At 34.7% G+C, this 12519-nt stretch carries 13 protein-coding genes; 9 read left to right on the top strand and 4 right to left on the bottom strand.

Features of this window, described 5'->3' with window-relative positions:
• Positions 1-234 precede the first annotated feature (234 nt).
• The 8 genes from cdr to ORL93_RS10880 all read left to right on the top strand — a co-directional run bounded on the left by cdr (position 235) and on the right by ORL93_RS10880 (position 6064).
• Positions 235-1899, top strand: coding sequence for a CoA-disulfide reductase (cdr, locus tag ORL93_RS10915; protein ID WP_265959054.1), 1665 nt, complete (start codon positions 235-237; stop codon positions 1897-1899).
• Between the two features lie 196 nt (positions 1900-2095).
• A complete protein-coding gene (locus ORL93_RS10910; RefSeq protein ID WP_003195373.1) occupies positions 2096-2359 on the top strand; it encodes a metal-sensitive transcriptional regulator in 264 nt (87 codons plus the stop codon).
• Positions 2360-2535: 176 nt separating this feature from the next.
• Positions 2536-3666 (top strand): MBL fold metallo-hydrolase, encoded by a 1131-nt coding sequence (locus tag ORL93_RS10905; protein WP_265959053.1) that lies wholly within the window; start codon positions 2536-2538, stop codon positions 3664-3666.
• Positions 3667-3696: 30 nt separating this feature from the next.
• Positions 3697-3924, top strand: a complete 228-nt coding sequence (locus ORL93_RS10900) for a sulfurtransferase TusA family protein (RefSeq protein ID WP_265959052.1) — start codon at positions 3697-3699, stop codon at positions 3922-3924.
• Positions 3925-3984: 60 nt separating this feature from the next.
• Positions 3985-4353 carry a rhodanese-like domain-containing protein gene (locus tag ORL93_RS10895; RefSeq protein ID WP_265959051.1) on the top strand — a complete coding sequence of 123 codons (369 nt, stop codon included), beginning with the start codon at positions 3985-3987 and terminating at the stop codon, positions 4351-4353.
• Positions 4354-4367: 14 nt separating this feature from the next.
• Entirely contained in the window at positions 4368-4664 is a 297-nt protein-coding gene (locus ORL93_RS10890) for a rhodanese-like domain-containing protein (protein ID WP_265959050.1), read from the top strand.
• Between the two features lie 91 nt (positions 4665-4755).
• A complete protein-coding gene (locus ORL93_RS10885) occupies positions 4756-5235 on the top strand; it encodes a DsrE/DsrF/DrsH-like family protein (RefSeq protein ID WP_097793669.1) in 480 nt (159 codons plus the stop codon).
• A 49-nt stretch (positions 5236-5284) separates the two neighbouring features.
• Entirely contained in the window at positions 5285-6064 is a 780-nt protein-coding gene (locus ORL93_RS10880) for a sulfite exporter TauE/SafE family protein (protein WP_097793670.1), read from the top strand.
• 112 nt (positions 6065-6176) lie between these two features.
• On the opposite strand, the gene ORL93_RS10875 is transcribed toward ORL93_RS10880, so the two are convergent.
• The 3 genes from ORL93_RS10875 to ORL93_RS10865 all read right to left on the bottom strand — a co-directional run bounded on the left by ORL93_RS10875 (position 6177) and on the right by ORL93_RS10865 (position 10474).
• Positions 6177-6617 carry a YbjN domain-containing protein gene (locus ORL93_RS10875; RefSeq protein WP_097793671.1) on the bottom strand — a complete coding sequence of 147 codons (441 nt, stop codon included), beginning with the start codon at positions 6615-6617 and terminating at the stop codon, positions 6177-6179.
• A 159-nt stretch (positions 6618-6776) separates the two neighbouring features.
• Positions 6777-8189 (bottom strand): LCP family protein, encoded by a 1413-nt coding sequence (locus ORL93_RS10870; protein ID WP_018782356.1) that lies wholly within the window; start codon positions 8187-8189, stop codon positions 6777-6779.
• A gap of 629 nt (positions 8190-8818) precedes the next feature.
• The gene (locus ORL93_RS10865) at positions 8819-10474 is read right to left on the bottom strand and encodes a Na/Pi cotransporter family protein (protein WP_265959049.1); all 1656 of its coding nucleotides are present in this window, start codon (positions 10472-10474) and stop codon (positions 8819-8821) included.
• 331 nt (positions 10475-10805) lie between these two features.
• On the opposite strand from ORL93_RS10865, the gene ORL93_RS10860 reads away from it, so the two are divergent.
• A complete protein-coding gene (locus ORL93_RS10860; protein WP_006093622.1) occupies positions 10806-11069 on the top strand; it encodes a hypothetical protein in 264 nt (87 codons plus the stop codon).
• Between the two features lie 21 nt (positions 11070-11090).
• On the opposite strand, the gene ORL93_RS10855 is transcribed toward ORL93_RS10860, so the two are convergent.
• The gene (locus ORL93_RS10855) at positions 11091-12293 is read right to left on the bottom strand and encodes an MFS transporter (RefSeq protein WP_006093623.1); all 1203 of its coding nucleotides are present in this window, start codon (positions 12291-12293) and stop codon (positions 11091-11093) included.
• Positions 12294-12519: the final 226 nt, after the last annotated feature.

Raw genomic sequence — 12519 nt, 5'->3', positions numbered from 1 at the left:
GATTTTATGATAGAAATATGTGTAAAGCCGCTGGGATCAGCGGCTTTTTTCATACCAAGTTTGTTTCAATTTTGTGAACAAGTATAAAGTTTGAGCTTTATATATTGTCATTATATTTTTTTGTGTTTATTATATACCTATACGGGTATATGTAATTTGATGTCCTGTATATTTATATGTAGTAAGTAAAAAGAAGAAAAGTTAAATGAAAATAATCGTGGAGGTTATGAAAAGATGAGCAAAAAAATTGTTGTAGTCGGTGGAGTTGCAGGAGGAGCATCAGTAGCAGCACGTCTTCGTCGTTTAAGTGAAGAGGATGAAATTATTATGTTCGAGCGAGGCGAATATATTTCGTTTGCAAACTGTGGGTTACCATATTACATTGGTGGTGTGATTCAAGAGAGACAGAGGTTGTTAGTGCAAACTGTTGAAAAGATGTCAAAGCGATTTCATTTAGATATTCGAGTTTTAAGTGAAGTGATAAAAATTAATAAAGAAGAAAAAACAATTGTTGTGAAAAATGTAATGACAAATGAAACATATGAAGAGTCTTATGATATTTTAATTCTTTCACCAGGATCTAAGCCAATTGTACCGCCTATTCCAGGAATTGAAACAGCAAAAACGTTGTTTACATTACGAAATGTACCAGATACAGATCGCATTAAAGGGTATATTGATGAGAAGAAACCACGTCATGCTACTGTTATTGGGGGAGGATTTATTGGTGTTGAAATGGCAGAAAACTTGAGAGAAAAAGGAATTGATGTGACGCTTGTTGAGATGGCAAAGCAAGTAATGCCGCCAATTGATTATGAAATGGCAGCATATGTACACGAACATATGAAAAAGCATGGTGTTCAGCTCATTTTAGAAGATGGAGTAGATACTTTTGAAGAAGGCGGAGCAGTCGTACGCTTAAAAAGTGGTTCGAAAATCAATACTGATATGGTAATTCTGTCTATCGGTGTCCAGCCAGAGAGTAGCTTGGCAAAAGAAGCAGGACTAGAACTTGGAGTACGCGGGACAATTAAAGTAAATGAAAAACTACAAACGTCTGATTCATCTATTTATGCCATTGGTGATGCGATTGAAGTAAAAGATTTTGTAACAGAAACAGAGACAATGATTCCATTAGCATGGCCAGCAAATCGACAAGGTCGTCTATTAGCGGATATCATTCATGGGCATACAGAGTCTGTATACGAAGGGACGATGGGAACGTCAATTGCAAAAGTATTTGAATTAACGGTTGCTTCAACAGGAGTAAATGAAAAGATATTACAGCGTTTAAATATACCCTATGAGGTAGTGCATGTACAGGCAAATTCTCATGCGGGTTATTATCCAAATGCATATCCAATTTTATTAAAATTGCTTTTTAATAAAGAATCAGGAGAAATCTATGGTGCACAAGCTGTTGGGCGTGACGGTGTAGATAAACGAATTGATGTAATTGCGACGGCAATGAAAGCTAAGCTAAAGGTAATGGATTTACCAGATTTAGAATTAGCATACGCACCGCCGTATTCTTCTGCAAAAGACCCAGTAAACATGGTGGGGTATGTTGCAAGTAATATGATTGAAGGGCTTGTAGATACAGTGCAGTGGCATGAAATTAATCATATTGCCCAAAAAGGTGGATATTTAATTGATGTTCGTGAACCAAATGAATTGAAACAAGGGATGATTAAGGGATCAGTTAATATTCCATTAGAAGAATTACGTGAAAGATTGGATGAAATTCCAGTAAATGAAGAAATATATATTACATGCCAGCTAGGTATGAGAGGCTATGTTGCTGCACGTATGTTAATGGAAAAAGGATATAAGGTGAAGAATGTAGATGGTGGTTTTAAATTGTATGCAACTGCTTTACCAAACTGCATTGTATATTAATATATTAGGGGCTGTGGCTAATAATATAAGGTAATATAGTAGGAATTAATTTTAAATATAAAAATATGGCTTTACAAAATACCCTGAAGGGTATATGATGAGGTTGTAAATTCAAATAAGAATTTTACTACAATCTGGTGCAGTAGACATTTTTTTAGATAAAGCATGTCTATTAAAGTATTGAGGTGATAGCACGTTGGAATATAATCAAGATATTAAAAATAGGTTGAAGCGAATTGAAGGACAAATTCGCGGTGTACTTCGAATGATTGAAGAAGAAAAAGATTGTAAAGAGGTTATTACACAATTAACAGCATCTCGCTCTGCTATGGATCGCACAATTGGATTAATTGTAGGAACGAACTTGGAAAACTGTTTGCGAGAACAATTTGAAAAAGGCGATACATCAAATGAAGATTTAATTAAAGAGGCTGTACAACTGCTTGTAAAAAGCAGATAATCTGTCAAACGAATGTGTTGACAGATTTTAAAAAGCATTTTAATATACCCATACAGGTATATGTATATTGAGTGATGTAATGGTAAGCTACTACAGAAAAAGAATAAGAAAAAATTTGAGTAGGGCAGTTAACTTTTAATTTTTTTAATAAAATTTATACCATAGGGGGTAAGGTAGTGGGTGCTATAGGATTACAAGCGAAAGATGTTGCTGAGAAAGTTTTATTTGGAGAATTATTTATTTTAGATGTTCGTAATGAAGTGGATTATATGGATTGGAAAATTGAAGGGAAACAAGTTTCTTCTATTAATAAACCATACTTTGATTTGTTAGAAGGCGTAGAAAGCATCTTGGAAGAGTTGCCAAAGGAAAAAGATATTCTTGTTGTATGTGCGAAAGAAGGATCTTCCAAGTTTGTTGCTGAGCAACTTATAGAGGCTGGTTTGAAAAATGTTTATTATTTAGCTGGTGGTATGAAAGCTTGGAGTGAATATGTGAAGCCGATTAAAGTAGGGGATTTAAAAGATGGTGGCAGCGTGTATCAATTTAACCGTCTTGGAAAAGGATGTTTGTCCTATATGGTTATTTCAAATGGGGAAGCTGTAGTCATTGATTCTATACGAACAATTGAAGCATATGAGGAGTTTGCAAAAGAACAAGGTGCTATGATTACAAACGTTATGGATACACATTTACATGCCGATCATATTTCTGGTGGTCGTAAGTTAGCACAGAAGGTGAAAGGTACGTATTGGTTACCGCCAAAAGATGCTGGAGAAGTTGTTTTTTCTTATGAGCCACTTGTTGAAGGAACTGTCATTCAGGTGGGAGAAACAAAAATTGCTATTGAGACGATCTATTCACCAGGTCATACAATTGGAAGTACATCATTCATTGTAGATGATGTTTATCTTCTATCAGGTGACATTTTATTTGTAGATTCTATTGGTCGTCCGGATCTTGCGGGCAAAGCGGAAGACTGGGTAAGTGATTTGCGTAACACTTTATATAAACGTTATAAAACATTATCTCAAGATTTGATTGTTTTACCAGCGCATTATTCGAAAGTAAGCGAATTGGATGAGCAAGGGCAGGTTCGTGCCAAATTGAAAGATCTATTTAAACGAAATGCAGGATTAAATATTGAAGATGAGTTGGAGTTTCGAAAAACAGTTACAGAAAATTTACCGCCCCAGCCGAATGCATATCAAGATATTCGTCAGACGAATATGGGGAAAATCAATCCAAGTGTAGAAGAAGAGCGCGAAATGGAAATTGGTCCAAATCGCTGTGCGGTGCACGATTAATAATAAAAAAATATGTTGGAGGTATAGAATATGAATGCAAAACAAGTATTAGATGTGAAAGGCTTAGCATGCCCAATGCCAATCGTAAGAACAAAAAAAGCTATGGAAGCTTTACAATCTGGAGAAGCGCTAGAGGTTCATTTAACAGATAAAGGTGCAATAAAGGATATTCCAGCTTGGTCAAAAACAGGTGGACACGAAGTACTACAGCATACGGAAGAAAATGGTGTACTGAAGTTCTGGATTAAAAAGGCGTAAAACAAAAAGACCTGCTCTACGGATACGAATTGTATAGAGAAAGATTGGAGGAGATGGTGTATGAGTGCAAATGTAGTATTCAATATTGTTTTAACTATACTTGTTGCTTGGTTTATCATTTCTCGCTTTTTACCGGTTAAAGGAGTTAAAAATATAAACGGGAAAGAACTAAAGACGGAGATGAATAAAAAAAATAAACAATTTATTGATGTTCGTACACCTGGTGAATTTAGAGGGAATCATATTCAAGGGTTTCAGAATATCCCATTAAATGAGTTAGCACAAAAAGCGGGTCATTTAGATAAAAATAAAGAAGTAATTGTAATTTGTCAAAGTGGAATGAGAAGTAAACAAGCAACAAAAATGTTAAAAAAATTAGGCTTTCAACATATTACGAATGTCTCAGGTGGTATGAATGCTTGGAATTAAGGAGGAAATGAAAAATGAAAGAAATGACAGCAAAAGAATTAGAAAATAAATTGATGAATCATGAAGTATTACACGTTATTGATGTTCGTGAAGTGGAAGAGGTGATGGAAGGGGAAATTCCGGGAGCTATTCATATTCCACTTGGCCTGTTGGAATTTCGCATGCATGAATTAGATAAAAACAAAGAATATATTATGGTGTGTCGCTCTGGTGGGAGAAGTTCACGAGCTGTTCAGTTTTTAGAAAGCTATGGTTTTGGGGTTATAAATATGACTGGTGGTATGTTAGATTGGGAAGGTAAAATAGAATAATACGGAGTACGACGCAGGGTTCTTTTATAAATAAAGGCTTTTGTATATTTCACAAAATACCCGCATAGGTATATCGAGGTGGGGAGTTAACATGGAGAAAAAGAAAAAAACAACGATTGTTTTGTTTAGTGGAGATTACGATAAGGTGATGGCAGCTTATATTATTGCCAATGGTGCAGCGGCGTATGATCAAGAGGTGACTATTTTCCATACGTTTTGGGGGTTAAATGCACTTCGAAAAGATGAATATGTAAAAGTAAAGAAAAACTTCTTAGAGAAAATGTTTGGAAAGATGATGCCTCGCGGTGCAAATAAGATGGGCTTATCTAAAATGAATTTTGCCGGTATGGGCCCTCAAATGATTAAGCATGTTATGAAAAAGCACAATGCTATGCCGCTTCCAGATTTAATTGATATGGCAAAAGAGCAAGCTGTTAAGCTTGTAGCTTGTCAAATGACAGTTGATTTATTAGGACTAAAAGAAGAAGAGATTATGGAAGATGTTGAATTCGCTGGTGTGGCAGCTTATCTAGCAGATGCTTCTGATGGGAATGTGAATCTATTTATTTAAAGGTAATTCATTAAAGAACGCCTTCTTTCTAGAAGGGAGAAAAATAAAGATGAGCTTCAGTTTTATGATTGTAATCTTTCTTATTGGTTTTGTTGGTTCATTTATATCAGGAATGGTTGGTATTGGCGGTGCTATTATTAATTATCCGATGATTTTATATATTCCTGTGCTATTAGGGTTTACTGGTTATACGGCACATGAAGTAAGTGGTATTACAGCTATTCAAGTGTTTTTCGCAACATTTGCAGGTGTATGGGTTTATCGGAAAAGCGGTTATATAAATAAAACATTGGTATTATATATGGGAACGAGTATTTTAGTGGGAAGTTTTGTCGGGAGTCTAGGTTCAAGAGTATTAGATGCAGGGCAAGTTAATATTGTATATGCTATTTTAGCTACGATAGCAGCTATTATGATGTTTATTCCGAAAAAAAATCGCAGCGAGCTTCCTTTAGAAGCATTGACGTATAATAAAGGATTAGCTAGTGTTTTAGCATTTATCGTAGGTACTTCTTCTGGTATTGTTGGAGCAGGCGGTGCATTTCTACTTGTGCCAATTATGCTTGTCATTCTTAAAATCCCTACACATATGACAATTGCAACTTCATTAGCAATTACTTTTATTTCATCTATCGGGATTACAATTGGAAAAGTAACTACAGGACAAGTGGTAGTACTGCCGTCTATAATGATCGCGATTGCAAGTTTAATTGCTTCACCGCTTGGAGCAAGTGTAGGGAAGAGGTTAAATCAAAAAATATTGCAGTGGATATTAGCGATATTGATTGTTTCAACATCTATTAAAATTTGGATGGATATCGCATTGTAATATGATTTTTGGGAAGTGTATTACCAGATATTACTGGATAGATATTTTAAGAAGAAGGCTAGTATAGAAAGAATGTAAGAACGCCACTGGAGAACCAGTGGCGTTCAAGTTATTAAGCCCAAATAAGTTTCATTAATCTTTCATATTCATCATTTGCAGCTTTATATAATAGTCTAGTATGTTCAAATACAAGGGCAGGGTTAAAGTATGGTTCTGTAAATACAAGGGAAGTTGAAATATCAATGGAGTCGCTGTTACTAATTGTGAATTTTGCGAATCTATATGCTGTATTTAGTTCGTTGATTAAATGCAATATTTCGTTTTTCTTAGCTGAATCAGGAACTTGAGCGAGATTGAAGCAATATATATCGACAGTAGGATGTTCGTTATGAAAGGCAGCGATAAGACGAACTTTTGCACCACTCTCTGTTTCTAAGTTTACTGAAAAAAATACAGAGCCATCATTCTCATCTATGTTTTCTTCCATATGTATTTCATTGGATTGTAGATAATCTTTAAAGTCTGAAACGTTATGCTTTACTGCGGCTTTCATATGTTTGTGCCTCCTGTTAATTAGAATATAACTCTACCTTTTATTATAATTTAAAGATATTGAAATTGATAGTTAAAAAAATTAGAATTTTTGTTGTTTTCAAAATTATATTAAGGTGTATAAAAACCCAGCTCTATCTCTATAGAGCTGGGTTTTTTATTAATTTTTATTCGATGTTGTCTCTGTGTCTTCATCGTTATTGTTATTTTTTTGGTTAGTAGAGTTTTGACGATTATCGTTATCGTGATTTGTATCTTTTGTTTTCTCATTCGATGATGTTTTGGTCTCTACGTTTTCATCGTTATTGTTACTTTTTTGGTTAGTAGAATTTTGACGATTATCGCTATCGTGATTTGTATCTTTTGTTTTCTCATTCGATGATGTTTTGGTCTTTACGTTTTCATCGTCATTGTTACTTTTTTGGTTAGTAGAATTTTGACGATTATCGTTATCTTGTTTCGTATCTTTTGTTTTCTCAGAGCTTGTTTTTTTCTTGTTCTCTTTATCATCAGAATCAACTTTCTTATACTCAGATAGTCCAAGATGAGTACGAAGTTGTTTTGTTAAATCGTCTAAATCTTTTTCTACTGGTACATAATAATACGTACCACCATCACTTGCACGACCGCATTCTTTATCACCAGCTGACATATAACAATCTTTACCATTAATTTGTAATTTTTCAAGTGAAGAATCTGAACCGTATTTATAGAATGATAACATATCATCAAATGTTAAGTTTGTAACGAATTGTCCATTAATGTGATCAATAATATTTCCTACTTTTGTTACAGAATCAATGTTTGTTAGTTTTTTCAGAATGGCTTCGATAACAAGTTGTTGACGTTGACCACGCATTGCATCACTATCAATATGGCGTGTTCTAGCAAGAGCAAGAGCTTCTTCACCGTTTAATTTTTGAACGCCTTTTTTCAAATGGATTGCACCTGCATTATCGTTACTATCTTGTTCAGTAAATTCAACAGGAACGTCTACTTCAATACCACCTAAATCATCCACAATTTTTATAAATGATTTAAAGTTGAATTTTACAAAGTAATCAACAGGAACGTGGAGTAAATCTTCTACCGCATCAATACTAGCTTGCGGGCCACCAGCTTTTCCATTTTTAGCCGAACCAAATGCATGTGCATGCGTAATTTTATCCATTTTCTTTTCTATTGGGATATAAGTATATGTGTCTCGTGGAATACTTAAAAGTTTTACAGTTTTACTATCTTTATTAAAAGTTGCAAGTAACATTGCATCTGTTCTTATAGCAGCACCGTACTCTTTGCCACGGACATCGCTTTCATCAACGCCCATGATTAATACAGATACATTGTTAGAAATAGGTTTAACTGCTTTATCACGTAAATCTGATTTATCACCGCGTGCTAAATCGTGGGCGGCATTAAAAACAGCAGAGGATGCTTTATTTACTAAAAACCAAGTATAACTGCCTCCTATTATTAAAAATAATAAAAGGACACTTATAATAATTTTTGTTTTTTTCTTTCCTTTTTTCTTATTATTTCGTATATTTTCTTGCAAAGATGGGTTTTGATCCATTTCATATACTCCTTCATTTGGATTGAAATACGATACTCATATCACCTAATTATAATGAATGTTAGCGAAAAAGAACATTACAAATCATTTACATTTCGCTAAAATCCGATTTATTTCACGAAAAGTCAGATTTTTCCGCCTTTCGTAAAGTGAATTTTAGGAGAATAAGCAATAGAACAATTATAATTTGTCGTATTAGAAATAGAAATACATATTATGAAAAAATAATAAAGAAGTAAGATTTGTTGAAATATGTTCAAGAGGAAGATTATATTACATTCTTCTATAGGCCTTATATAATGAAGTGAAAAAACTGTTTGTTAGGAGTAAAGGAGATAGACATAATAAATCATACATCATTTCGAGCAATTCTTATAAATGAAAAGGAAAAAAATCAATTATAAAGTGATAGAAGACATGGGATTGCCATGTCTTCTACTCGATTAAATCCATTTTGATTTGTTGGCATATAAGTCGCTGCTATGAAAACAAAAGGAGACCTGTACTCGTTTTCTCTCTTTGTTTTCACTCGTCATGGGGCTAAAAAAGACCCTGACCGCTTCTATGCAAGGACGGACGCTCTTTCTCACCAAAAAAGAAAGATTTTATATCAGTTTTTTCAATTTGTATTATAGTGTTTGTTTTAATGCAACTTTCCCTTGTTCCCCTAAAACTCCATCTGCAATATTTACAGCGTGATCACCGATACGCTCTAAATTACTTACCATATCAATAAAGATGATGCTTGCATCACCTGAGCAACTACGTTCATTCAGGCGTAGCACGTGGCGCTTACGTAATACACGTTCCATTTGGTCAATTTTACGTTCTTTCGTAATGACCGTTTGTGCAAGTTCAGTGTCGAAGTTTGTTAAAGCTCCAATTGCATCTTGTAATGTTGAAATTGTTAGTTCAAGCATTTCATTTAGTTCCGCCATTGCTTCATCGGATAGTGTGACACGGTTAGAAATTTGGGAGTCCACAAGTTCTACAACGTTTTCTACATGGTCGCCAACGCGTTCAATATCTCCAACAACAGACGCTAAGACAGAATGTTTTTCGGAATCCATTGGTGAAAGTGGTTTTTCAGAAAGTAGCACTAAATACTCCATAATTTTTCTATCTAAGTTGTTAATAGCACCCTCTAGTTGAGTTGCCATATCAGCATGTTTCTTTTCTTTTGTATTTAAAAATTGAGTTGCTTCTTTTAGGCCGTGTAATGAGAACTCTGCCATACGAATAATCTCTTTTTGTGCCTCTGTTAAGGCGATAGCAGGAGATTGTTCAATAAAGATTGGATTTAAATGCTGCGGTTTAAAGTCAATAGCGGCATCTTCTCCGCGAATAATTTTTGTTACAATCCACGCTAACACTGCAATGAATGGAAACTGAATAATCGCATTCGTTACGTTGAATGTTCCATGCGCAACAGCAATTGTCATTTCTGGATTTAAGTTTAACGATGTTTGGAAATATTGAATTAAGTTTGTAAATGGTACTAATAAAATTGTAAAGATGATGGTACCAACTATGTTAAAGATAACGTGTACTAATGCTGCGCGCCTTGCTGCAATAGAAGTACCAATCGCTGCTAATACAGCGGTAATTGTTGTTCCGATATTATCACCAAACAGTACAGGTAGAGCAGCTTTTAAATCGATTGCACCTTGGCCGAATAATTCTTGTAAGATTCCAATTGTTGCACTTGAGCTTTGTACAATTAATGTAAAGATTGTACCTACGATAACTCCTAGGACTGGGCTGTTACTCATACTAACAGTTAATTCTTGGAATGATTCTAAAGAGCGTAGTGGCTTCATACCTGTGCTCATTAATTCTAAACCGAAGAATAACATACCAAATCCGAATACGACTTGTCCCAGAGATTGTACTTTTTTATTTTTAAAGAAGAATAGTAAGATTGCTCCAACTGCCATAATTGGAAGAGCATATTCTCCGATTTTAATTCCGATAATAAATGCTGTAACGGTCGTACCAATGTTAGCACCCATAATAACACCAATTGCTTGTCTTAGTGTCATAAATCCAGCACTTACAAGTCCAACTGTTAAAGCGGTTGTTCCTGAGCTAGATTGAATCAGTACGGTAACTAACATACCTGCTAGTACGCCCATAAGTGGGTTAGTTGTAAAACGATCGAGAATGTCACGTAGGCGATCACCAGCTGCTTGTTGCAGACCGTCCCCCATGTACTTAATCCCAAATAAGAAAATACCTAATCCACCAATAAACTGGAAGATCATGTCTTGAACATTAAATTCCACGCATTTCACTCCTTAAAATTTCATGTACGGTGTAATTATTAACTAAAATTTGAGGTGGTGTAAATGATATCAATGTAAACTTTACATTAAATTTACAAAGGGATAAAAAGTTTACATTTATTTAAAGAAACCCCTGGATTTAATTGGTTTTAATGCGTTATATAGGGTTGTATTGTAAAGAAATAACATTTGATTTGGAAGTCCTTTGTATACTTTTTGTTTAACGTAAAAAAATATGCGAAGTAAATAGTGTCTTAGAACTATATAATATGAGAGGATAATATATATCCAAATAAAGAGGATATAATCAAATTCAGAATTAAGTATAGGCGTGGAGAAAATAATGAAATATGCATCTACTGTGTTAATAATAATATTCATTTTATGCGGAGCTATTGTTACGTTTGATAATAATGGTGTTGGGACTTTTACATTTACAAATATAAGAAGTAATGTATTGCAAAAGGCAAACATTCAATTAGCTGGAAATAAAGTGTTGTTAACAACTAAAATAGTTGCTTCTGGAGAGTATGAATCTGAGACTTATTTTGGAGACAATGTAACAACAAATTTAAAGTATCATCGAGATAGATGAGGGTTAGAAAAAGCTGCTGGGTTATCCAGCAGCTTTTTCATTCTTTTTATCCATCTGTTTTTGTTTTCGTACATTTGTAATGTAAATAAAGAGAAACGCGATAAGTAATACAGAAGAATAACGATATACAGTTGCATAGTCTGTAAAGTGTGCGATGAATCCGAAAATAATTGCACCTGCTCCAATGCCGAGGTCAAATGCCGAGAAGAATGTTGCGGTAGCAACGCCGCGGCGATGCGGAGCTACACGGTCAATCATCCATGCTTGTAAGGCCGGCTGAATAGCGCCGAATCCACTTCCGTAACAGCTTGCTGCAATGATTAAACTTGGTATTGTTGTTGTATACGATAACAGAATAATTCCTGTAAATGTTAAGATAACACCGGGAATAATAACAAATGCATGGCCTTTTACATCGTATAGTCTTCCTGAGAAGGGACGTGTTACAGCGATGGCAAGGGCGTTAAATAAGAAGAAAAGGCTAATATCAGCGATACCGACTTGCGTAGCAAATAACGTGATAAAGCTTCCAATTCCTCCGTACATTAATGTAATACACAATATTAATAATGAAGGAAGTAAAGCTTTTCTTTCGATAAATCCATCTAAAAACGTTTCGTGTGTTTGTTGAATTGGTTTCTCAGTAGTTTGAATTTTGAGTAGCTTTGTTAATATTAATGAAACGACTGTGCAAGATAGTGCACATAAAAAAAGAATCGTAAAGTTATAAGTTTGCATAAGCCAGAGTCCGATAAGAGGACCAAGTGCCATAGCGATCGTTCCAGAGAGACCGAAATATCCCATACCTTCACCACGGCGGGCTGCAGGAATTAAATAGGAGACTACAGTTCCATATGTTGTGGTTGTAATACCAAAACCAGCTCCGTGTAAAATGCGAACAGCAAGAAGGAGGAAGATAGTAGAGGCAAATAGGTAGCTGCCCATCGCTAGTAGGCAAATTGCAGTACCAGTCATTAAAATTAGCTTTTTACTAAATTTTTGTAGTGCATTTCCAGTGAGCGGCCGAATAATTAAAGCTGCCACAGTAAACATTCCAACAACAAATCCGATGTTTGAACTCGTGCCACCAATTTCTTTCACGTAAACAGGTAATGTTGGAATTAACATTTGAAAGCCTAAAAACATACATAAGTTTGCTAAAATGAGCGCAATAAATTCTTTTGTCCATAATGGTTCTCGTTTTACGAGTGCTGCTTCTCCCATATATTCATCCCCTAAATATTTTTCTCTGTTCTTTCGAGTATATGTAGTGGTCAATGTACCAGTCAAGAAAGGTGAACTGAAATGATGTAACAATTTTTTGGGGCGAAAAAATTTGCAAATTTGTGTAAATGCTACACAAATGCTCTTAAAAAAGGTAAAGTATAGATGTATAGTCTGCTAGTTGTTAAGATTGATAGAGATGTTTTTTCTGAAAAGAAAGCGGATT

Source organism: Bacillus sp. DHT2 (assembly GCF_026241455.1).
Taxonomy (GTDB): Bacteria; Bacillota; Bacilli; order Bacillales; family Bacillaceae_G; genus Bacillus_A; species Bacillus_A pseudomycoides.
Note: the sequence above shows the minus strand (reverse complement) of the source record. Positions and strands in the feature narration are given on the sequence as shown.

What these genes read in the sequence shown, in the direction of transcription:
- ORL93_RS10895 (WP_265959051.1), top strand. Translation starts at nt 3,985, where the DNA reads ATGAGTGCAAATGTAGTATTCAATATTGTTTTAACTATACTTGTTGCT.
- ORL93_RS10885 (WP_097793669.1), top strand. Translation starts at nt 4,756, where the DNA reads ATGGAGAAAAAGAAAAAAACAACGATTGTTTTGTTTAGTGGAGATTAC.
- ORL93_RS10880 (WP_097793670.1), top strand. Translation starts at nt 5,285, where the DNA reads ATGAGCTTCAGTTTTATGATTGTAATCTTTCTTATTGGTTTTGTTGGT.
- cdr (WP_265959054.1), top strand. Translation starts at nt 235, where the DNA reads ATGAGCAAAAAAATTGTTGTAGTCGGTGGAGTTGCAGGAGGAGCATCA.
- ORL93_RS10870 (WP_018782356.1), bottom strand. Translation starts at nt 8,189, where the DNA reads ATGGATCAAAACCCATCTTTGCAAGAAAATATACGAAATAATAAGAAA.
- ORL93_RS10900 (WP_265959052.1), top strand. Translation starts at nt 3,697, where the DNA reads ATGAATGCAAAACAAGTATTAGATGTGAAAGGCTTAGCATGCCCAATG.
- ORL93_RS10890 (WP_265959050.1), top strand. Translation starts at nt 4,368, where the DNA reads ATGAAAGAAATGACAGCAAAAGAATTAGAAAATAAATTGATGAATCAT.
- ORL93_RS10875 (WP_097793671.1), bottom strand. Translation starts at nt 6,617, where the DNA reads ATGAAAGCCGCAGTAAAGCATAACGTTTCAGACTTTAAAGATTATCTA.
- ORL93_RS10855 (WP_006093623.1), bottom strand. Translation starts at nt 12,293, where the DNA reads ATGGGAGAAGCAGCACTCGTAAAACGAGAACCATTATGGACAAAAGAA.